The organism is Corynebacterium sp. MSK019, from assembly GCF_030232425.1.
GTDB lineage: Bacteria > Actinomycetota > Actinomycetes > Mycobacteriales > Mycobacteriaceae > Corynebacterium > Corynebacterium jeikeium_D.
In genome coordinates, this window is the sequence record NZ_JASPJT010000003.1 from 231,688 (window position 1) to 253,317 (window position 21,630).

The window sequence follows — 21,630 nt, forward strand, 5'->3', positions numbered from 1 at the left end:
TTAAAGCAACCTCCGTATTAAAGCACGTCCGGGCTACGAATGTAAAATCACGATTCCAAAGTGCAACGTACATCACACCCATTACGGCACAGTCGGCTTGACGACGGCTATTGCGTCGCCCCCACCCCGTCTAGTGTCGGGTATGTACAGATACAAAAAATCCCGACTTCCGCTTACGCGGAGTCGGGATTCTTCTAAGACTTAAGTTAAAGCACTTCCCCTATGGGGAGAAACCTTACTTAACGATCTTGGTAACGCGGCCAGCGCCGACGGTGCGGCCACCCTCGCGGATAGCGAAGCGCAGGCCCTCGTCCATTGCGACCGGCTGGATCAGCTTGACAGACATGTCAACGTTGTCGCCCGGCATGACCATCTCGACACCTTCCGGCAGGGAAACGACGCCGGTGACGTCGGTGGTGCGGAAGTAGAACTGCGGACGGTAGTTGTCGAAGAACGGGGTGTGACGGCCGCCCTCATCCTTAGACAGGATGTAGACGGAACCCTCGAACTCGGTGTGCGGGGTGTAAGCGCCCGGCTTAGCAACGATCTGACCGCGCTCGATGTCCTCACGCTTGGTACCGCGGAGCAGCAGACCACAGTTGTCGCCAGCCTCAGCGGAATCCAGCAGCTTGCGGAACATCTCGATACCGGTAACGGTGGTCTTCTGGGACTTCTCCTTGATGCCCAGAATCTCGACCTCGTCGTTAACGTTCAGAACGCCGCGCTCAACACGACCGGTAGCAACGGTGCCGCGACCGGTAATGGTGAAGATGTCCTCAATCGGCATCAGGAACGGCTTGTCGGTCTCGCGAACCGGATCCGGGATGTTCTCGTCGCAAGCTTCCATCAGCTCGACGATGGAGTTGACCCACTTCTCTTCGCCCTCAAGAGCCTTCAGAGCGGAGATGTGGACGATCGGAGCTTCCTCGTCGTAGTCCTGCTCAGCCAGCAGCTCGCGGACCTCCATCTCGACGAGCTCGATGATCTCTTCGTCGTCGACCATGTCGCACTTGTTCAGTGCAACGAGGATGTACGGAACGCCAACCTGGCGAGCCAGCAGAACGTGCTCGCGGGTCTGCGGCATCGGGCCGTCAGTAGCAGCGACAACCAGGATTGCGCCGTCCATCTGAGCAGCACCGGTAATCATGTTCTTGATATAGTCGGCGTGGCCCGGGGCATCGACGTGAGCGTAGTGGCGCTTCTCCGTCTGGTACTCAACGTGGGAAACGTTGATGGTAATGCCACGTTCCTTCTCTTCCGGTGCCTTATCGATGGCATCGTAAGCGAACGACTCGTTCAGGTCCGGGAACTTGTCAGCCAGAACCTTGGTGATAGCGGCGGTAGTGGTGGTCTTACCGTGGTCAACGTGACCAATGGTACCGATGTTGACGTGCGGCTTCGTACGCTCGAACTTCGCCTTTGCCACTTTTAGTCCTCCTGGAGGTCTAGGTGGCCACGACTCTCGCAGCCACAATTTTGTGGTCACTCAATCCGCCTTCACAAGCATCAGAAGCCTTGAAGCTGTTCGCTTCCGACTTCGGAACGTGCGCGCGCAAAAGAGCACTATTCTTTCACTGTGCCAGTTACTCGATACTAGGGCAGGATACTGGAGTTTTCCAAACCAGACCAACCCCCTAGTTAAGGGTGGGTAACGGCCAGCAACTCACATCGTCATTTACCTGCATAAATGCTAGATATTTGAGCTGCGATCTAAAATCGGCCAACGATATGAATTGCGAGCAGCTACCCCCTAGAGCTTGCCTGTGCTGACACACGCCAACAGTCTGACGATGTCTCAGCACAGTCAAAGCTAGAGGGAATCTACTAAAGCTGCAGACCCTCGCACTGCGTTCTCTAAAAGAGTGACAGTGCAGTGCGTGCAGGGATGGGGTCAACTCTGATTGAGTGCCCCACCCTACCGGCGTGATTTAAGCGCCGGTACGAGCTGCAATGATCTCCTCGGCCACGGAGGACGGAACCTCAGCGTAGGAGTCGAAGATCATGGTGTAGTTAGCGCGACCCTGGGTCTTGGAACGCAGGTCACCAACGTAGCCGAACATCTCGGACAGCGGAACCAGAGCCTTGACAGCCTTGACGCCGGTGCGGTCTTCCATGGAGTTGACCTGGCCACGACGGGAGTTGATGTCACCGATGACCTCACCCATGTACTCTTCCGGAGTAATGACCTCAACGGCCATCATCGGCTCGAGCAGGACCGGCTTAGCCTTCTGAACAGCTTCCTTCAGAGCCTGCTGACCAGCGATCTTGAAGGCCATTTCGGAGGAGTCAACCTCGTGGTAAGCACCGTCGAGCAGGGTTGCCTTGATGTTCACCAGCGGGTAGCCGGCGAGGGTACCGTACTGCATTGCATCCTGGATACCAGCGTCGACAGACGGGATGTACTCCTTCGGAACGCGGCCACCGGTGACCTCGTTTGCGAAGAGGTAAGTTGTGGACTCGCCTTCTTCCACCTCTTCAGCGGACGGGGAGTACGGCTCCAGAGCAATGATGACGCGGGCGAACTGACCCGAACCACCGGTCTGCTTCTTGTGGGTGTACTCGAACTTCTCGACCGGCTTGCGGATGGTCTCGCGGTAAGCAACCTGCGGGTTACCGATGTTTGCTTCGACCTTGAACTCGCGCTTCATGCGGTCAACCAGGACGTCGAGGTGGAGCTCGCCCATACCGCCGATAACGGTCTGGCCGGTTTCCTCATCCAGGTGAACGGTGAAGGTCGGGTCCTCTTCAGCCAGACGCTGAATAGCGGTACTCAGCTTCTCCTGGTCGGCCTTGGACTTGGGCTCAATAGCAACGGAGATAACCGGATCCGGGAAGGACATGGACTCCAGAACGATCGGAGCATCCTGTGCACACAGGGTGTCACCGGTGGTGGTGTCCTTCAGACCAATGAAGGCGTAGATGTTACCTGCCACTGCCTCGTCAACAGGGTTCTCCTTGTTGGCGTGCATCTGGAACAGCTTACCGACGCGCTCCTTCTTGTCCTTGGTGGAGTTCAGGACCTGCTGGCCAGGCTCCACACGACCGGAGTAAACGCGGACGAAGGTCAGCTTGCCGAAGAACGGGTGAGCAGCAATCTTGAATGCGAGAGCGGAGAACGGCTCATCCTTAGACGGCTTACGGACCATATCGACGTCCTCGTCGCCCATCTGGTGGCCGTGAACCTCACCGATGTCCAGCGGATTCGGCAGGAAGTCAATGACAGCGTCGAGCAGCGGCTCAACACCCTTGTTCTTGTACGCGGTACCACAGTAGACCGGGTAGACCTCAGAGTTGATAACCATCTTGCGGATGGCGCCCTTGATCTCGTCCATGGTCAGCTCTTCGCCACCGAAGTACTTCTCCATGAGCTCCTCGTCGGACTCAGCGACGGTCTCAATGAGCTTCTCACGGTACTCGTTAGCCTTGTCGACCATGTCCGCCGGAATCTCCTCGACCTGCGCAGGAGTGCCGATCTCAACCTTGCCCGGCCACATGAGGGCCTTCATCTCCAGCAGGTCAACAACGCCGTCGAAGTCATCCTCAGCGCCAATCGGCAGCTGCATAACCAACGGCTTAGCACCGAGGCGGTCAACGATGGTGCCAACGGTGTAGTAGAAGTCAGCGCCCAGCTTGTCCATCTTGTTGACGAAGCAAATACGCGGGACATCGTACTTCTGAGCCTGACGCCAAACCTGCTCAGACTGCGGCTCGACACCTTCCTTACCGTCGAAGACTGCGACGGCACCGTCGAGCACACGCAGGGAACGCTCAACCTCAACGGTGAAGTCGACGTGGCCCGGGGTATCGATGATGTTGATCTGGTTGTCGTTCCAGAAACAGGTCACAGCAGCGGAGGTAATGGTGATACCGCGCTCCTTCTCCTGCTCCATCCAGTCGGTGGTAGCGCCACCATCGTGAGTCTCGCCGACCTTGCGGTTAATACCCGTGTAGTACAGGATGCGCTCAGTCGTAGTCGTCTTACCAGCATCGATGTGCGCCATGATGCCGATGTTGCGGACCTTGTGGAGGTCCTTCTTAACGGGAAGTGCACCTTCAGCCACTTGATTCCCCACTCGTTTCAAATCGGTTTGGCGGTGAGACTCAATTACGGGATTGCAATTGGCCGTCAAATCCGCCGTCGGTCGGGTTTGCTTTATCTATAATGCCACCGTCTTGGCGCGAAGTCGCGCCGTGACGTACACCTATTGCGTAAATTCTACGCAAGACATCGGGTGTAAGCGCCGGGCTGGCCCCTATTGAGTGACCCTTAAAGATCTGTGGACCGCGACCGACGCGCGCCGTTGACATACCGGCAGCTGCTCTACGACGGTGACCACTCGCGGCCTCCGTCGATAAGCGATTACCAGCGGTAGTGAGCGAATGCGCGGTTTGCTTCCGCCATCTTGTGAGTGTCCTCACGACGCTTGACGGATGCACCCAGGCCGTTGGATGCATCGAGAATCTCGTTAGCGAGACGCTCGGTCATGGTGTTCTCACGGCGCTGACGGGAGAACATCAGCAGCCAGCGCAGTGCCAGCGTGGTGCCACGGCCCGGACGAACCTCGACCGGGACCTGGTAGGTGGCGCCACCAACACGGCGGGAACGAACCTCAAGAGCCGGCTTGACGTTCTCGATTGCGCGCTTCAGAGTCAGCACCGGATCAGTACCGGTCTTCTCTTCGCACAGCTCAAGTGCACCGTAGACGATGCGCTCTGCAGTCGACTTCTTACCGTCGATCAGAACCTTGTTGACCAGCTGCGACACCAGAGGGGAGCCGTAGACCGGGTCGTTGACGACAGGACGCTTCTGTACTGGGCCCTTACGTGGCATGGCTTACTTCTCCTTCTTTGCGCCGTAGCGGGAACGAGCCTGCTTGCGGTCCTTGACACCCTGGGTGTCGAGGGAACCACGGACGATCTTGTAGCGGACACCCGGGAGGTCCTTAACACGACCACCGCGAACGAGCACCATGGAGTGCTCCTGCAGGTTGTGGCCCTCACCCGGAATGTAAGCCGAAACCTCGATACCAGAGGTCAGACGAACACGAGCGACCTTACGAAGAGCCGAGTTCGGCTTCTTCGGGGTGGTGGTGTAAACACGGGTGCAAACGCCGCGGCGCTGAGGGGAACCCTTCAGAGCTGCGGTTGCAACCTTAGCCTTCTTGTCATGGCGGCCCTTGCGGACCAGCTGCTGAATAGTGGGCATGAAGCCTCTTTCTGTTTTCAATCCTCGCTGGACATTCTCACGACCGATGCCAACCGCAGCGGAGTAACCACCTTCCGTGTGAATGCATCACAAGAAAAGTTATTACTCATCCAGTGGTGAGCCCATCGGTTGAACGCAAGAAATGGAGGGATTTTGAACGTGCGAAACCCAGTCAGCCGCTCTCGCTGGCCTACTGGGTAATGTCTCAAGTTCCCAATTCTTTTCTGGGATCGTTGTATAACAGTACGCGAGCTGCGGGTTTAGTCCAAACACCCTGGTAATGGCCTATAAATTTCAAGCACTTTGAGCGCTTGTGGGCTTGGTGATCAAATTTTTGGGTGTTCAGCACGGCGCGCCTCGCCCCAAAAGACGCAGACGTTACTATGCCGGTTTGAATCGATAACGCGGCCAATTCTGCCGTCCGTTCGGTTTGCCCATAGTACTGTCCTGCATCAGCGCTGGAGAAACTTAATCGCCATGTTCACCACAGGCGAATGCCTTCTTCATTGCCAGCAGTGTACTGGCAGCGTATAGGTGGGGACATGTCTAAAAAGGTTATTGTCATTGGCGGCCACGGCAAGGTGGCCCAAATCTCTACTCCCCTACTTATCGACGATGGCTACGAGGTCACGTCTGTTATACGCAACCCCGACCAGGTTCCGGATATCGAGGCTCTCGGCGCCACACCAGCCGTTTACGACATCGCCAGTCTCTCGACCGAACAGTTTGCGGACCTTCTCAGCGCGCACGACGCTGTGATTTGGTCCGCCGGCGCTGGTGGAGGTTCACCAGAACGGACGTACGCGATCGACCGCGACGCAGCTATTACTTCGATTGCCGCAGCCGAGCAGGCTGGCGTTAAGCGCTACGTGATGGTCTCTTACTTTGGTGCGGGCCACGACCATGGCGTTCCAGAGGATCACAGCTTCTTTGCCTATGCCGAGTCCAAGGCTGCAGCCGACGAAGCGCTGCGCGCTTCAAACCTGGAATGGACCATTCTCGGCCCGAGTGCGCTCACGCTCAACGAGGGCCAGGATTCCATCGACACCACGGCGGACAAGGCAGGCGAGGTCGCTCGCGCGACCGTTGCCAATGTCATCGCGCAGGCCGTGTTCAACGAGGCTACCGTTGGTCGCATGATTAACTTCAACGAGGGCAACACCCCGATTGCAGAGGCTCTCAAGATGTAGAGGAGGGAGGTCGGGACGGAACCCCTAGGCCCTTCCTCCCCTGCCCCTTGCCTCTGTTCCTATCGCCTTTCTTCAGTCTCCAGCCGAGTTTTCCAGTTGGGTTGCCTCGACAAAGAAAAATCCTCCGGCACGACCGTGACGAACTAGCAACCCGCTAGTAAGCCACAACTGTGCCGGAGGATTTTTCCGGTTGCCACCTAACAGTTAGCGCACGAAGCCCCAACTGTCAGGCGAGGTGCTTTGCCAGACAGTGACCGAGGGAATTCTCCCGCTCCCCCCAGCCGCTGCCGCAAAGCTATTGATTTCTACTCGAAGGTTCCGATGTCATCCAGCGGAACTGCGGAACCGACCTGATCGATGCCGTAGGTGTCCTCGGCACCGTAGAAGCCCTCGCCGAAGGAAGCGAACGGGGCGGCTGCCTGGCGGGCAGCTTCCTCAGTCGGCTCAACCGTGATGTTGCGGTAGCGCGCGATACCCGTACCAGCCGGGATCAGCTTACCGATGATCACGTTCTCCTTCAGGCCGATGAGCTTATCCGAGCGCTTGTTGATAGCGGCGTCGGTAAGCACGCGCGTCGTCTCCTGGAAGGAGGCGGCGGACAGCCAGGACTCGGTGGCCAGCGATGCCTTGGTAATACCCATCAGCACGCGACGGCCTTCGATGACGCTGCCACCGGAGGCGACAATCTCGCGGTTCTTCGCCATGACCGTGGAGCGCTCGACCAGTGCACCTGGCAGCAGTTCGGAGTCACCTGGCTTAGACACAATCACGCGGCGCAGCATCTGGCTGACGATAACCTCGATGTGCTTGTCGTGAATGGCCACACCCTGATCACGGTAGACCGACTGGACTTCCTCGATGAGGTGGCGCTGGACGCCTCGGCGGCCCAGAACCTCGAGGACCTCGTGCGGATCGGCAGCGCCCTTGAGCAGCTGCTGACCCTTGACCACATGGTCACCATCGCGGATGGCGCGACGACGGCCATCGACAGTGATTTCAGCCAGGCCCTGACGCTTGGACAGCTTGTCGTAAACAACCTCGTCTTCGCTGTTGGCATCCGGGATGAGGGTGAGCGTGTAGAAGTGCTCGTCCTCCTCCAGGCGCACGCGACCGTTTTCGCGGACCAGCGGAGCCTTGTTCTTCGGCACGCGGGCCTCAAACAGCTCCTGGACACGCGGCAGACCACCGGTAATGTCGCCACCGACACCACCCTGGTGGAACGTACGCATGGTCAGCTGGGTACCCGGCTCACCAATGGACTGCGCAGCAACAATACCGACAGCCTCTCCGATGTCGACCAGCTTGCCGGTTGCCATCGAGCGACCGTAACACTTGGCACAGACACCGGTTGCGGTGGAACAGGTCAGAACCGAGCGGACCTTGACTTCCTTGACACCGTGGCTGAGAGCCAGGGTGATGTGGTCGTCGTTCAGGTCGGTGTCAGCCGCGATAAGGACATTGCCCTCAGCGTCGGTGACATCGGCTGCCAGCACACGAGCAATCGCGGCGGTCTCGACATACTTCGCACGACGGATCTCGCCGGTCGGGTTGCCGGCTGCGTCCAGAACATCCTCGCCGATCTCGACAATGACACCATCGTGGGTGCCACAGTCCTCTTCGCGAACGATGACGTCCTGCGCAACGTCGACCAGACGACGGGTCAGGTAACCCGAGTCAGCGGTACGAAGCGCGGTATCGGCCAGACCCTTACGGGAACCGTGCGAGTTGTTGAAGTACTCGAGAACCGACAGGCCTTCGCGGAAGGAGGTCTTAATCGGACGGGTGATGTATTCACCACGCGGGTTCGTAACCATACCCTTCATGCCGGCCAGCGAGTGAATCTGGCCCATGTTACCGGCAGCACCCGACTTCACGATCATCGGAATCGGATTGTCATCCGGGTACAGAGCCTCGACCTTTTCACCGACCTCAGCCGTCGCAGCCTTCCACAGGTTAACCAGCGACTCGTGACGCTCAGCAGCCGAGAGCTTACCGCGGCGGAACTTCTTCTCCACCGTGGCGGCCTTCTCTTCGTAGCCGTTTAGGATCTCCCGCTTGTTCGGGAGAACCAGCACGTCAGACATAGCAATGGTGACACCAGAACGGGTAGCCCAGTAGAAGCCAGCATCCTTGAGCTTGTCGACGGTCTGAGCGACCGTGATCATCGGGTACTTGGCAGCCAAGTCGTTGATGATCGCAGCCTGCGGCTTCTTAGCCATAACGCCTTCGACGTATGGGTAGTTCCACGGCAGCAGGTCGTTGAACATAACGCGGCCCAGCGTGGTCGAAGCCAGCCAGGTATCGCCCTTGTTCCAACCGTCTGGGAACTGCTCGGCCTCAATCTCGGCCGGCGGACGCAGGTGGCTGATGCGCACCTTAATCGGGCTCTGCAGACCAATTGCACCGCGGTCGTAAGCCATGATGGCCTCGGCCGGGCTGGTGTAAATACCCTGCTCCGGTGCGTCCTCGGTGGCATCCTGGTGGCCACCCGGCAGCTCCGGCTTCTCCAGCGTCAGGAAGTACAGGCCAGTGACCATATCCAGACGCGGCATAGCCAGCGGCTTACCGGAAGCCGGCGACAGAATGTTGTTCGAGGACAGCATCAGGACGCGAGCCTCGGCCTGTGCTTCAGCGGACAGCGGCAGGTGGACTGCCATCTGGTCACCGTCGAAGTCGGCGTTGAAAGCCTCACATGCCAGTGGGTGCAGCTGAATTGCCTTACCCTCAACCAGGACCGGCTCGAAAGCCTGAATACCCAGGCGGTGCAGCGTAGGTGCACGGTTCAGCAGGACCGGGTGTCCGGTAATGACATCTTCGAGGACGTCCCACACCTCTGGGCGCTGACGCTCAACCATGCGCTTCGCGCTCTTGATGTTCTGCGCGTAGCTCTTGGCCACGAGCTCCTTCATCACGAACGGCTTGAACAGCTCAAGTGCCATCAGCTTCGGCAGACCACACTGGTGCAGCTTCAGCTGCGGGCCGACGATAATAACCGAACGGCCGGAGTAGTCAACACGCTTACCCAGCAGGTTCTGACGGAAACGACCCTGCTTACCCTTGAGCAGGTCGCTCAGGGACTTCAGCGGGCGGTTACCCGGACCAGTGACCGGGCGGCCGCGACGTCCATTGTCGAACAGTGCGTCAACGGATTCCTGAAGCATGCGCTTCTCGTTGTTGACGATGATCTCCGGAGCGCCGAGGTCGATCATGCGCTTCAGGCGGTTGTTGCGGTTGATGACACGACGGTAGAGGTCGTTCAAGTCCGAGGTCGCAAAGCGGCCACCGTCGAGCTGCACCATCGGGCGCAGCTCCGGCGGAATCACCGGGATGCAGTCGAGCACCATAGCGGCTGGGTCGTTGCCGGACTGCAGGAATGCAGTGACAACCTTCAGGCGCTTGAGGGCGCGCATCTTCTTCTGACCCTTGCCGTCGCGAATAATCTCGCGCAGCTCCTCGGCCTCCTTGGCCAGGTCGAAGTTGCGGATCAGGGTCTGAATAGCCTCAGCACCCATACCACCGGTGAAGTAGTCCTCGTAGCGGTCGACGAGCTCGGTGTAAATACCCTCGTCGATAATCATCTGCTTCGGCTCGAGCTTGATGAAGGTGTTCCAAATCTCATCGAGACGATCCAGCTCGCGCTGGGCGCGCTCACGGATGTGGCGCATCTCGCGCTCGGCTGCAGACTGAACCTTCTTGCGGGCGTCAGCCTTGGCACCGGCTGCCTCGAGCTCAGCCAGATCCTCTTCCAGGGTCTGGGCGCGTTCGGCCAGCTCCTGGTCGCGGTCGTCCTCAACCAGCTTCTTGTCCACGAGCATGTCTGCTTCGAGGGTTTCCTGGTCGTTGTGGCGAGCCTCTTCATCCACAGAAGTGATGATGTTGGCAGCGAAGTAGATGATCTTTTCCAAATCCTTCGGAGCCAAATCGAGCAGGTAGCCGAGGCGAGACGGCACACCCTTGAAGTACCAGATGTGAGTGACCGGAGCGGCCAGCTCAATGTGGCCCATGCGCTCACGGCGAACCTTCGACTTGGTCACCTCAACGCCACAGCGTTCACAGATGATGCCCTTGAAGCGAACGCGCTTGTACTTACCACAAGCACACTCCCAGTCACGGGTCGGGCCGAAGATACGCTCACAGAAAAGGCCATCCTTTTCCGGCTTCAGCGTACGGTAGTTAATCGTCTCGGGCTTCTTGACCTCACCGCGAGACCAGCGGCGGATGTCGTCGGCGGTAGCGAGCCCAATCCGGAGCTCGTCAAAGTTGTTGACGTCGAGCACCTGTTTTCCCTTTCCCTCCGCATCGAAGTAATGCGGAAACCAAATTCTCTGCGGAGGTTTTTGTACGTTGTCGTCTGTGTTGGGTTATTCGCGAGTTAGGGCTTCCCGACCCTGATACTCACGCAATGTTTCGTCGTTAAGCGAGAAACTATGCGGAGTCAGCGTCAGAACGCTCGTCGCGGGACAGGTTAATGCCGAGGGAAGCGGTCGCGTGGTCGAGTTCCTCATCGTCGGAGGAGCCCAACTCAACCGGAACGCCGTCGGCCGAAAGGACCTCAACGTTCAGGCAGAGCGACTGCAGTTCCTTCAGAAGCACCTTGAACGACTCCGGAATACCCGGATCCGGAATGTTGTCGCCCTTCACGATTGCCTCGTAGACCTTGACGCGGCCAACCACGTCATCGGACTTGATAGTGAGCAGCTCCTGCAGGGTGTAGGCAGCGCCGTATGCCTGCATTGCCCACACCTCCATCTCACCGAAGCGCTGACCACCGAACTGAGCCTTACCACCCAGCGGCTGCTGGGTAATCATGGAGTACGGACCGGTGGAACGAGCGTGAATCTTCTCGTCGACCAGGTGGTGCAGCTTCAGCATGTACATGTAGCCCACCGAAACCGGGAACGGGAACTTCTCGCCAGAGCGGCCGTCGAACAGCGTGGCCTTACCGTCAGCGTTGACCAGCACCTCGCCGTCACGGTTCGGGCGGGACGACGCGAGCAGACCAGCGAGCTCCTCGTTCTCAGCACCGTCGAACACTGGGGTTGCGACCAGGGAGTCGGACGGAACGTCGTGCAGGTCAGCCGGAAGACGCTTAGCCCAATCCGGGTCGCCCTCAATGCTCCAGCCGGCCTTCGCCAGCCAGCCGAGGTGAACCTCGAGGACCTGGCCGATGTTCATACGACGCGGAACACCGTGGGTGTTCAGAATGATGTCGACCGGGGTGCCGTCCGGCAGGAACGGCATATCCTCCTGCGGCAGGATCTTGCCGATAACACCCTTGTTACCGTGGCGACCTGCCATCTTGTCGCCGTCCTGAATCTTGCGCTTCTGCGCAACGTAGACGCGGACCATCTCGTTGACACCCGGTGCCAGGTCGTCATCGTCTTCACGGGAGAAGACGCGGACGCCGATGACCTTGCCGGACTCACCGTGCGGAACACGCATGGAGGTGTCACGGACCTCGCGGGACTTCTCGCCGAAGATAGCGCGCAGCAGGCGCTCCTCCGGAGTCAGCTCAGTCTCGCCCTTCGGCGTGGTCTTAGCGACCAGGATGTCACCGTCGCGAACGTCAGCACCGATGCGGACGATACCGCGGTCATCCAGATCCTTCAGCATCTCCTCGGACGCGTTCGGGATGTCACGGGTGATTTCCTCCGGACCCAGCTTGGTGTCACGGGCATCAATCTCATGCTCCTCGATGTGAATCGAGGTCAGGATGTCCTCCTCAACCATGCGCTGGTTCAGGATGATGGCGTCCTCGTAGTTGTGTCCTTCCCACGGCATGAATGCCACGAGCAGATTCTTACCAAGTGCCATCTCACCGTTGTCGGTACCCGGACCGTCAGCGATGACCTGGCCGGCCTCAACACGCTGGCCTTCGTCAACCAGTGGCTTCTGGTTGTAGCAGGTGCCCTGGTTGGTGCGTTCGAACTTGCGCAGCAGGTAGGTGTGGCGCTGGCCCTCATCATCCATGATGGTGATGAAGTCTGCCGACACGGTCTCGACCACACCGGTGGCCGAAGCGACAATGACATCGCCGGCGTCGTAAGCAGCACGCTGCTCCATACCAGTACCGACGAACGGAGCCTCCGAACGCAGCAGCGGCACAGCCTGGCGCTGCATGTTCGCACCCATCAGGGCACGGTTAGCGTCGTCGTGCTCGAGGAACGGAATCATGGCGGTAGCCACGGAGACCATCTGACGCGGGGAAACATCGAGGTAGTCGACCTCATCGGCGCGGACGGACTCGACGTCACCACCCTTCTTACGAACAGACAGAGTCTCCTGAACGAAGTGGCCGTTCTCGTCGACCGGGGTGTTGGCCTGCGCGACGACGTAGCGGTCTTCCTCATCAGCGGTGAGGTAGTCGACCTCGTCGGTGATGACACCATCGCGGACGCGACGGTACGGAGTCTCAATGAAACCGAACGGGTTCACGCGTGCGTAGCAGGACAGCGAACCAATCAGACCAATGTTCGGACCCTCTGGGGTCTCAATTGGACACATGCGACCGTAGTGGGACGGGTGAACGTCTCGAACCTCAAGGCCAGCACGGTCACGGGTCAGACCACCCGGGCCCAGTGCGGACAGACGACGCTTGTGGGTCAGACCCGACAGCGAGTTGTTCTGGTCCATGAACTGGGACAGCTGGGAAGTACCGAAGAACTCACGGATAGCCGCGGAAACCGGGCGCACGTTAATCAGGGTGGTCGGCTGGATCGACTCCACGTCCTGAGTGGTCATGCGCTCACGAACCACGCGTTCCATGCGGGACAGACCCACGCGGACCTGGTTCTGAATCAGCTCGCCTACGGTACGCAGACGACGGTTACCGAAGTGGTCGATATCGTCGGTCTCAACCGGGATTTCGACACCTTCCGGCGAGGTCATAACATTCTCGCCGTCGTGCAGGCGCACAAGGTATTCGATGGTGGTAGCAATATCCTGCTCGGTCAGAACCATCTCGCCGGAGGCATCAGCGCCCAGACCCAGCTTGCGGTTGACCTTGTAGCGACCGACCTTAGCCAGGTCGTAGCGCTTCGGCTTGAAGAAGTTGTTCTCCAGCAGAGCCAGCGCGGACTCGCGCGTCGGCGGCTCACCCGGGCGCTGCTTGCGGTAAATCTCCAGCAGAGCCTCGTCGGTGTTTGCAACACCGTCCTTCTCCAGGGTGGCCATCATGATCTCAGAGAAGCCGAAGCGCTCCTTGATCTCCTCGGTGGTCCAGCCGAAAGCCTTCAGCAGAACCGTGACCGGCTGGCGACGCTTACGGTCAATACGAACGCCGACGGTGTCCCGCTTGTCGACGTCGAACTCCAGCCACGCACCGCGCGACGGAATAATCTTCACCGAGTGCAGCGGGCGCTCGGTGGACTTGTCGATGGTCTCATCGAAGTAGACGCCCGGAGAGCGCACCAGCTGAGAAACAACGACACGCTCAGTTCCGTTGACGATGAACGTACCCTTGTCCGTCATCATCGGGAAGTCACCGATGAAGACGGTCTGGCTCTTGATCTCACCGGTCTCGCGGTTGGTGAACTCCGCGGTGACGTAGAGGGGAGCCGAGTAGTTGATGTCCTTATCCTTGGACTCATCCACGGTGTTCTTGACGGAGTCGAACCATGGGTCCGACAGCGTCAGGGACATCTTCTGGGAGTAGTCCTCGATCGGAGAGAGCTCTTCTAGAATATCTTCGAGACCGCTGGTAACCCGAGCGTCTTCTCCGAGCTCCTCCTGGCGACGAGCACGCCACTCAGGCGTGCCAATGAGCCATGCGAAAGACTCACGCTGCAGGTCGAGCAGACCAGGAACCGCAATCGGCTCCTGAATCTTTGCAAACGAGTACCTCTTCGAAGCTCCGGGAATACCGGTTACTGCCTTGGTCTGGCGGGAGACTGCCAAGATGCGTCCTTCCAGCACCTCACGCGGTGGAGCACACCGGCAACCGGTGGTGCGCTCCGCCCGCTTGGTTTATACGCGATTCAAGTTGCAGGAATTATTTCTGTTGCGCACCGGGATACTTTGCGTCTAACCTTTGGTCACACACGAAAGTGATTCCCCCGCCACTTGGCCTCCAAGACCAGCCTTTAAAGGCGAGCCCCCGAGCCCTAACGGCGGCGTCGCAGCAACTCCTTTAACAGCTAGATGCACGAAAAACGGTGCTACATAATAGCCCCGCGCTCCGAGCGCAAACTATAAAAGAGCTGGCGACAGATACACTAATTCCAGCGCAACGATTTAGCCTATATCAAAAACTGGCAGTTGTCTAGTACAACTTGACAAATCGGGCGTGTCGCATTCACCCGTTACCGATATAACGATGAGGCCTGGGCGCTATGGCCGTCGTAAAGCGTTACTCTGTTTTACGACGGGTCGAAGGACGCACGATACCCACGATTGCGATGAATACCAGAATCGAACCGGACGCAATGAGGCCGATTGACCACGGCTCTAGAGCTGGGCGCTGGAAATTCTGTATTGCGCCAAAGAGAAGCTGATTGGAAAGGCCTTCGTCCATCTTGCCGTTGAAGCGCAGGTAGTCCATGATCGGCTCGCCATCGCGGGTCTCCCACCAAAGGTGGATGTCCTCGGCCATATCGATGACCGAGCCAGACTTGGGCTCAACCCACAAATCACGGGTGCCCTGGTACTGGAGGAAGCCGGACTTGTCATCCTGGGTTAGCTGAGAGACGTAAGAACGGTACTTCTGGGCGAGATTCGTCTTCTCAATGTCCTGACGGAAATGCAGGACACGGTTACCGCCGCGCTCCTCTTCCCCGACAAACTTTGCCGGCAAGGAATCGTGGAGGAGATCATCAAAGATCAGGTATTCCTTTTCCTCCGTGTCGGCCGGAAGCTTCACCCAGTTCCCCTCGAAAGCCACTGACCGTGGAACGCCTGCCATGCGGTCGACAAGCGTCGCAGGAGCCAGCGCCTCGCCAGTGAGGCGGTCGATGGTAACTGTCCAGATATTGGCCTCGATAAGCTCCGTCAGCGGGTCGGTGCCTATGACCTCAGGGGGAAGCTCACGCATTTCAGTCACACCGACACGGAGCGAAACCTTGTCCGCATCCGCGGGTTCGATGAGCACGCCATGGAGCTGTCGCTGCAGCGGCGAGTGCACTTCCTCCCGCTTGCCCTCTTCGTTAATCCTGGTGGATACGCCGTCTTCCGCCCGCAGGGTATACGACACCGGCGGCAGGTCAAGCGGCATTTTGGGATCAACATTGAGCACTTTGGGCAGCAAAATGCCAGCAGCAAGCAGTGCGGTGCCTAGACCCAACAGAAGGATAGACAAAATTCTCGGCCGTGAGAGCATGTTAGATACTTTACAGGCCAATAAGGGTAATCAAGACAATGAGTGGGCTGGTTTTTGCCTCAACTCCCTGTGACGGGTGAGATTAGTGAGGTTTTGCCCGGGTCAGGTGGGTTAGCAAAGGCCCCAGATACAAAAGAACCGCCAACCCCGGGCACGAAGCCCAGAACTGGCGGTCAGAATTGGTAGCTTTAGGCCACTACCGGGGCCGAGGCAAGTAATTGAATTACTTGAGGGCAACCTTTGCGCCAGCCTCTTCCAGCTTAGCCTTAGCAGCCTCAGCGTCGTCCTTGGAAGCACCCTCCAGGATAGCCTTCGGAGCGGACTCAACCATCTCCTTAGCCTCCTTCAGGCCCAGGCCGGAGACGATCTCACGGACAGCCTTAATAACGCCGATCTTCTTAGCGCCAGCGTCCTCGAGGACGACGTCGAACTCGTCCTTCTCCTCAGCAGCAGCCTCGCCGCCAGCAGCGCCTGCAGCAGCAACTGCAACCGGAGCAGCAGCGGTGACGTCGAACTCTTCCTCGAAAGCCTTCTTGAACTCGGTGAGCTCAACGAGGGTCATTTCCTTGAAAGCCTCGAGCAGTTCCTCAGTGGTGTACTTAGCCATGGATATTCTCCTATGAGTGTGGTGCGGCCGCTCCCCTCAGAGATCCCTGGGGTCGAAGCCGTCAAAGTGATATTGAAAAGTTTTTCGCGTGATTTAGTTCGCGTAGATCGCGAGCCGCTCGGGATTACTTCTTTTCCTCGAGTGCCGCAGCAAGGCGGGCAACCGAGGAGGTCGGAGCGTCGAGCAGGCCAGCGACGTTCGCCAGAACGCCGTTGAAGGCACCAGCCAGCTTTGCCAGCGTGGTCTCACGGTTATCCATATCCGCAAGAGCCTCGAACTGTGCTGCATCCATTGCAGCACCGTCCATGTAGCCGCCCTTGATCACGAGGTTCTTGTTGTCACCGGCGAACTTCTTAATCGCCTTAGCCGCATCCACAGCCTCGCCCTTGATGAAGGCGACTGCAGTCGGGCCGTTCAGGTGCTCATCAAGACCCTCAATCCCTGCCTCGTCGGCAGCGATCTTGATCATGGTGTTCTTGGCGACGGAGTACTTAACATCAGCACCGAGGGCGCGACGCAGTTCCGTGATTTCCGCAACGGACAGGCCGCGGTACTCAGTCAGCACGATAGCGTTGGACTCTTCAACGTCCTGCTTCAGCGCTGCAACAGCTGCAATCTTCTCAGCATTTGCTGCCATGTGTACTCTCGCCTCCTTCCTGGTCTTTGCAATTTTCCGCTCGGCCAAGTGAAGGATTCTTTTGCGCAAATACAACAAACGCCCCAATCCTCGCACAAGGATGGGGCGCACAATTCTTGTGGCGTGTTCCACTTCAACTCCGCCAACCCCAAGGCCAGCAGGTGAAGTCAAACTGCGCAAGCGCTTCCAAGTCCTCCTGCGTGGGCCGCTCACTGTATTCCTACAATGAAACCTTCAATCCGCTTCTTTCAAAGCGAATGACCGACGGTCTTCGGTGAAACTTGAGTACCAACCTCCATCTTCCCAACTCGATGTTGGTACCGATTGGAAGCCGGTCAAACTTCGTGAAGAAACTTTATACCAGACCCTGGCAATTAACCAAATCGCCTATCCAAACCGCGCCGCACCTGGCTCTCCGAAGCGGCCGAACTCCAGGTCCTTCTCACGTTGCTGGACAATCATCTCGAGCTCGGCAAAGTACGCATTCAGGTTGTCGTCGGCAAGCCAGAGCACTTGGTCGGCGTAGTCGAGCACCACGCGCACCATGTCGTCGGGATGTGCGTCCAATCTGGCGGCGTCGAGAATATCCACGGTGAGTGTCAGTGCCACGCGCACAACCGGCGGGATCTGCGATGCCAGGCACTGCTGCGCCACGACATTGCGCAGCTCGACGGCCTCCATCCGCGCGATGATGCGCAACAGCCGCACGACCACGACCTGCGCCGCCCGAGCTTGCAGAGCTTCCTCCTCACTCATCCCCGGAAGCACCACAGAGTCCTGGATATTGCGGCGAAGGACCTCAGCTACGCGCTCGTCCTCCCCTAGCCCCGTCAGTACCTCGCCCAGCAGAGTCTGTCCCGCGATGCGCAGGCAGGGCATGTCATAGGCGTCGTCGCCCAACGAGTCGAGATACGAGATGAGCTGCGATTCAATAATTCCGGAACCGTCGTCGAGCTGCGCCAGGCGATTAATCTCGCCGAGCGCCTCCAGCCCTTCTTCGGGTTCCAAAATTAACGTCATAGTCGCGATTTTAAGCAACAAACTTTGGCTGTGAGTCCATTTCGCCTGGATTAGTTGTTTGGATTAGCAATTCGCTTTACGACGTCTACCGCGCCCAAGCCCCCACCGCGCTATCGATACCCCTTATGCCAATGCAAAACCGCCACCTCACACACTCTGGAAAGTGCGCGCGGCGGCGGTTTTAAAGAGCTTTGCTCAGAGTCACTCTCGAGTGACTCGTGAAGAGCACACTCGCCTATCGGCTGATGCTGATTTAGGCGGTGTAGTCCTTGATCACACTGGTGTCAACCGGGATGCCCGGGCCGTTGGTGGCGGAGACGGTGATCTTCTTCAGGTACTTACCCTTAGCAGCGGACGGCTTGAGGCGCATCAGCTCGTCGATAAGCGCACCGTAGTTCTCGGCCAGCTTCTCAGCGTCGAAGGAAGCCTTACCGATAACAGCCTGCAGGTTTGCAGCCTTGTCAACGCGGAAGGAAATCTTACCGCCCTTGATCTCGGTGACAGCCTTAGCGACATCCGGGGTAACGGTGCCGGTCTTCGGGTTCGGCATCAGACCACGCGGGCCGAGGATGCGAGCCACGCGACCAACCTTGGCCATCTGGTCCGGGGTAGCGATAGCAGCGTCGAAGTCGGTCCAACCGCCCTGAATCTTCTCGATCAGCTCCTCGGAGCCAACGAAGTCAGCGCCAGCCTCTTCAGCCTTGGTGGCGTTCTCGCCAGCAGCGAAGACGACAACGCGGACGGTCTTACCGGTACCGTTCGGCAGGGAGACAGTGCCGCGAACCAGCTGGTCAGCCTTGCGCGGGTCAACGCCCAGGCGGATGGCGACGTCGATGGTGGCGTCGTAGTTCTTGGAGGAGGTCTCCTTGGCCAGGTTAGCGGCCTCGAGCGGAGAGTAGATGCGGCCGGCGTCGATCTTCTCGGCGGCGGCGCGGTATGCCTTAGAGTTCTTGCTCATGAAAAGTCCAATCTCAATTAAGTGAAATGGTTGGATTGTGGTGTGTAGCGGGCCGAAGCTGGCCCTACCACTTGATGAAGGTGCAGCTAAACGCTGACGGTTTACTTAGCGCCCTCGACGGTGATGCCCATAGAACGAGCGGTACCGGCGATGATGCGTGCACCCATCTCGATGTCGTTAGCGTTCAGGTCCGGCTTCTTCAGCTCGGCGATTTCCTTGCACTGCTCCCAGGTCACGGAACCGACCTTGTTGGTGTGCGGAACGCCAGAGCCCTTCTGGATGCCAGCGGCCTTCAGCAGCAGCTTAGCTGCCGGCGGGGTCTTCAGAACGAAGGTGAAGGAGCGGTCTTCGTAGACAGAGATTTCAACCGGGACAACGTTGCCACGCTGGTTCTCAGTTGCTGCGTTGTAAGCCTTGCAGAACTCCATGATGTTGACACCATGAGCACCCAGTGCCGGACCAACCGGCGGAGCCGGGTTAGCCTGACCAGCCTGAATCTGCAGCTTAATAATCGCAGAAAGCTTCTTCTTCGGAGCCATCGGATTAACCTACTTCCTAGTTACCGGGGCACGCCGCCCCGATGAAAAGGCGACTCACCCCGTCCGGATGCCGACGCTTTACGACGACCCTTGCGCCCTCGACCATCATGGCCGCTGGCGCTGGTCATCGAGTTGGTGCCAGCCACCGGGGATACGAATTACTTGGCGCATCTGTGCTCAAGGCACAAAAATGCACGCCTGGCTACGTTACCGCAGCGTATGGCGTGCATCAAAATCCGTTACCGGATTGGTTGCGCGAGCGAGCTAGCTGGTGCCTTGCTCGGCGCTTGGCTTGGCGGTGCTCTCCGCTTGGCTCTGCGCCTGGCTTGAGGTCGGGCCTAGTTCAGCTTCTCGACCTCATCGATGCCCAGCTCGACCGGGGTCTCACGGCCGAAGATGGAAACCAGAGCCTTCATGCGGCCGGTGTCCGGGTCGATCTCGGAGATGGTCGCAGCCACAGATGCGAACGGACCGGACAGGATGGTGACGGACTCGCCGACCTCATAGTCGATGGCGACGGCCTTCTTCTCCGCCTGCGGCGCCGCTGCGACAGCCAGCTCACCGTCGGCATTTGCAGCTTCTTCAGCGGCGTCCGCGGTGATGGTCTCCTTCGGCATGAGGAACTTAGCGACCTCGCGAATCTTGACCTTGGACGGCTGGCCCTCGCTACCGACGAAGGAAGTAACACCCGGGGTGTCGCGGACGACGGACCAGGACGGGTCATCCAGGCTCATACGAACCAGAACGTAGCCCGGCAGCAGCTTGCGCTTAACGATCTTCTTCTTGCCGTCGTCCTTGCGCTCTTCGACTTCCTCAACCGGAACGATGACCTCGTGGATCTGCTCATCGACACCCATGGTCTGGGCGCGCATTTCCAGGTTGGTCTTCACCTTGTTCTCGTAGCCGGAGTAGCACTGGATGATGTACCAGTCGCCCGGACGACGCTTGAGCTCACGCTGGAACTCGCGCAGGCGCTTACGGTACTCGGCATCTGCGTCAGCAGCTGCCTGTGCCTCAGCGTCAGCGGCAGTCTCCTCTGCCGGCGCTGCTTCTGCTGCAGCAGTGTCAGCTGCGGCTGCGTCGGCTGCGGCTGCGACTGCACCCTCGGCCGAAGCTTCTACCTGAGCCGGTGCGTCCTGCGCATCCTGCTCAGTTGCGGCAGCATCCGCGGACTGGGCGTCGGAGAAAATATTCTGACCATCATTCATGTCGTGCTAACCCCTCTTGTATCTACATCAACGGTTCGCGACATTGGCATCTTCGCCTAAAGAGTCCTAAGAGCCAATATGCCATCCGCAATCACTTCGCACAGCCAGACACCAGCTGCGCTAACGAATAATCCCGCCGTCCGGAACTCGGAGGCGGGATGAAAAGCATCACTGCGAAACAGTATAACCGATTACTTACCCAACACCGATCGGACACCCAGACCGGCCAGCGTGTCCACACCCCACACGAGAACGATCATGGCAATCAAGAACAGAATCACGATGATGCTGTAGGTGACCATCTGGCGGCCGGTCGGCCAAATCACCTTGCGCAGCTCGTCAACAACCTGCTTGATGAAAACCAAAGGGTTACGAGTCGAAAGCTCGTTGGTCTCCTTCTCACGCGCAGGCTTCTTCGCCACGGTGGTCTGCGCGCCCGTCGCCTGGCGCTTACCGGACGGGCGAGCCGCCGCCTGGAAAGTCTGGTTTTCCTCAGACACGATGCTCCTTCGCTACTTCGTGCATATGAGACCTAAAGATACTGCACAGTGAAACTCAAACGTGAATTCTTCAAGGGCAAACTCCGGGGATGTTCTCCGGAGCCAAGCCCCCACTGTGCAGAGCAAGTCTGGTTCAGTGCGTAAATTCTAGCCGATAATCCACACTATCGAAGAAATGCCCTTCGTGGGAACCGCAGGCTTCGAGATTCGATTCTGACAACCCCAAAGAGCTACGGGCTGCTAGCTCGGTCTGCTCGCTGGGGCTGCTCGCTTGGGGATGCGAACTTGGGGCTGCAAATGTGAAACTGTATGGGTTTATGACACTTTCAAGCCATTTTTCGGGCTGTTTTTGTCATAAACGCAGTCAGTAACTCGGGGTTAAGTGACAAAAAGTGTGTCTGATTTTCAGCCTATTTGCTGGTCAGGCCGCATAAAACGGGCTTATATAAGGT

15 protein-coding genes are annotated in these 21,630 nt (G+C 58.5%); 1 reads left to right on the top strand and 14 read right to left on the bottom strand.

The window, feature by feature from the left end; genetic code table 11:
* Positions 1-235: 235 nt before the first annotated feature.
* From tuf to rpsL, 4 genes are all read right to left on the bottom strand, one after another.
* Positions 236-1,426, bottom strand: a complete 1,191-nt coding sequence (tuf, locus tag QP982_RS03565) for an elongation factor Tu (RefSeq protein WP_016422054.1) — start codon at positions 1,424-1,426, stop codon at positions 236-238.
* A 502-nt stretch (positions 1,427-1,928) separates the two neighbouring features.
* On the bottom strand, positions 1,929-4,061 hold the full coding sequence (fusA, locus tag QP982_RS03570) for an elongation factor G (protein WP_284870225.1): 2,133 nt from the start codon (positions 4,059-4,061) through the stop codon (positions 1,929-1,931).
* A gap of 299 nt (positions 4,062-4,360) precedes the next feature.
* Positions 4,361-4,831: a 30S ribosomal protein S7 gene (gene rpsG / locus QP982_RS03575; protein ID WP_016422052.1), complete on the bottom strand. Its 471-nt coding sequence runs from the start codon at positions 4,829-4,831 to the stop codon at positions 4,361-4,363.
* A gap of 3 nt (positions 4,832-4,834) precedes the next feature.
* Complete coding sequence (rpsL, locus tag QP982_RS03580; RefSeq protein ID WP_005509887.1) at positions 4,835-5,206, bottom strand: 30S ribosomal protein S12; 372 nt, start codon at positions 5,204-5,206, stop codon at positions 4,835-4,837.
* Positions 5,207-5,748: 542 nt separating this feature from the next.
* Between rpsL and QP982_RS03585 the strand changes: the two genes are divergently transcribed.
* Positions 5,749-6,396: an SDR family oxidoreductase gene (locus QP982_RS03585; RefSeq protein ID WP_016422051.1), complete on the top strand. Its 648-nt coding sequence runs from the start codon at positions 5,749-5,751 to the stop codon at positions 6,394-6,396.
* 305 nt (positions 6,397-6,701) lie between these two features.
* Here the strand turns inward: QP982_RS03585 and QP982_RS03590 are convergent, their stop codons facing one another.
* From QP982_RS03590 to secE, 10 genes are all read right to left on the bottom strand, one after another.
* Positions 6,702-10,673 carry a DNA-directed RNA polymerase subunit beta' gene (locus tag QP982_RS03590; protein WP_284870226.1) on the bottom strand — a complete coding sequence of 1,324 codons (3,972 nt, stop codon included), beginning with the start codon at positions 10,671-10,673 and terminating at the stop codon, positions 6,702-6,704.
* Positions 10,674-10,821: 148 nt separating this feature from the next.
* Positions 10,822-14,310, bottom strand: a complete 3,489-nt coding sequence (rpoB, locus tag QP982_RS03595) for a DNA-directed RNA polymerase subunit beta (RefSeq protein WP_070429877.1) — start codon at positions 14,308-14,310, stop codon at positions 10,822-10,824.
* A 433-nt stretch (positions 14,311-14,743) separates the two neighbouring features.
* The gene (gene pgfA / locus QP982_RS03600) at positions 14,744-15,709 is read right to left on the bottom strand and encodes a cell envelope lipid trafficking protein PgfA (RefSeq protein ID WP_042388387.1); all 966 of its coding nucleotides are present in this window, start codon (positions 15,707-15,709) and stop codon (positions 14,744-14,746) included.
* A 223-nt stretch (positions 15,710-15,932) separates the two neighbouring features.
* Positions 15,933-16,316, bottom strand: a complete 384-nt coding sequence (rplL, locus tag QP982_RS03605; protein ID WP_016422047.1) for a 50S ribosomal protein L7/L12 — start codon at positions 16,314-16,316, stop codon at positions 15,933-15,935.
* A 124-nt stretch (positions 16,317-16,440) separates the two neighbouring features.
* Positions 16,441-16,953: a 50S ribosomal protein L10 gene (rplJ, locus tag QP982_RS03610; protein ID WP_016422046.1), complete on the bottom strand. Its 513-nt coding sequence runs from the start codon at positions 16,951-16,953 to the stop codon at positions 16,441-16,443.
* Between the two features lie 387 nt (positions 16,954-17,340).
* Positions 17,341-17,973, bottom strand: coding sequence for a hypothetical protein (locus QP982_RS03615; RefSeq protein WP_042388383.1), 633 nt, complete (start codon positions 17,971-17,973; stop codon positions 17,341-17,343).
* 253 nt (positions 17,974-18,226) lie between these two features.
* Positions 18,227-18,931, bottom strand: coding sequence for a 50S ribosomal protein L1 (gene rplA, locus QP982_RS03620; protein ID WP_016422044.1), 705 nt, complete (start codon positions 18,929-18,931; stop codon positions 18,227-18,229).
* A 101-nt stretch (positions 18,932-19,032) separates the two neighbouring features.
* Positions 19,033-19,470, bottom strand: a complete 438-nt coding sequence (rplK, locus tag QP982_RS03625; protein WP_016422043.1) for a 50S ribosomal protein L11 — start codon at positions 19,468-19,470, stop codon at positions 19,033-19,035.
* 338 nt (positions 19,471-19,808) lie between these two features.
* Positions 19,809-20,678: a transcription termination/antitermination protein NusG gene (gene nusG / locus QP982_RS03630; protein WP_070546900.1), complete on the bottom strand. Its 870-nt coding sequence runs from the start codon at positions 20,676-20,678 to the stop codon at positions 19,809-19,811.
* Positions 20,679-20,869: 191 nt separating this feature from the next.
* A complete protein-coding gene (secE, locus tag QP982_RS03635; protein WP_049170051.1) occupies positions 20,870-21,178 on the bottom strand; it encodes a preprotein translocase subunit SecE in 309 nt (102 codons plus the stop codon).
* Between the last annotated feature and the right edge of the window lie 452 nt (positions 21,179-21,630).

Excerpts from the sequence above, each read along its gene's own strand:
- rpsL (WP_005509887.1), bottom strand. The coding sequence starts at position 5,206 with ATGCCCACTATTCAGCAGCTGGTCCGCAAGGGCCGCCATGACAAGAAG.
- nusG (WP_070546900.1), bottom strand. The coding sequence starts at position 20,678 with ATGAATGATGGTCAGAATATTTTCTCCGACGCCCAGTCCGCGGATGCT.
- rpsG (WP_016422052.1), bottom strand. The coding sequence starts at position 4,831 with ATGCCACGTAAGGGCCCAGTACAGAAGCGTCCTGTCGTCAACGACCCG.
- pgfA (WP_042388387.1), bottom strand. The coding sequence starts at position 15,709 with ATGCTCTCACGGCCGAGAATTTTGTCTATCCTTCTGTTGGGTCTAGGC.
- QP982_RS03585 (WP_016422051.1), top strand. The coding sequence starts at position 5,749 with ATGTCTAAAAAGGTTATTGTCATTGGCGGCCACGGCAAGGTGGCCCAA.
- QP982_RS03615 (WP_042388383.1), bottom strand. The coding sequence starts at position 17,973 with ATGACGTTAATTTTGGAACCCGAAGAAGGGCTGGAGGCGCTCGGCGAG.
- rplL (WP_016422047.1), bottom strand. The coding sequence starts at position 16,316 with ATGGCTAAGTACACCACTGAGGAACTGCTCGAGGCTTTCAAGGAAATG.
- rplK (WP_016422043.1), bottom strand. The coding sequence starts at position 19,470 with ATGGCTCCGAAGAAGAAGCTTTCTGCGATTATTAAGCTGCAGATTCAG.
- rplA (WP_016422044.1), bottom strand. The coding sequence starts at position 18,931 with ATGAGCAAGAACTCTAAGGCATACCGCGCCGCCGCCGAGAAGATCGAC.
- rplJ (WP_016422046.1), bottom strand. The coding sequence starts at position 16,953 with ATGGCAGCAAATGCTGAGAAGATTGCAGCTGTTGCAGCGCTGAAGCAG.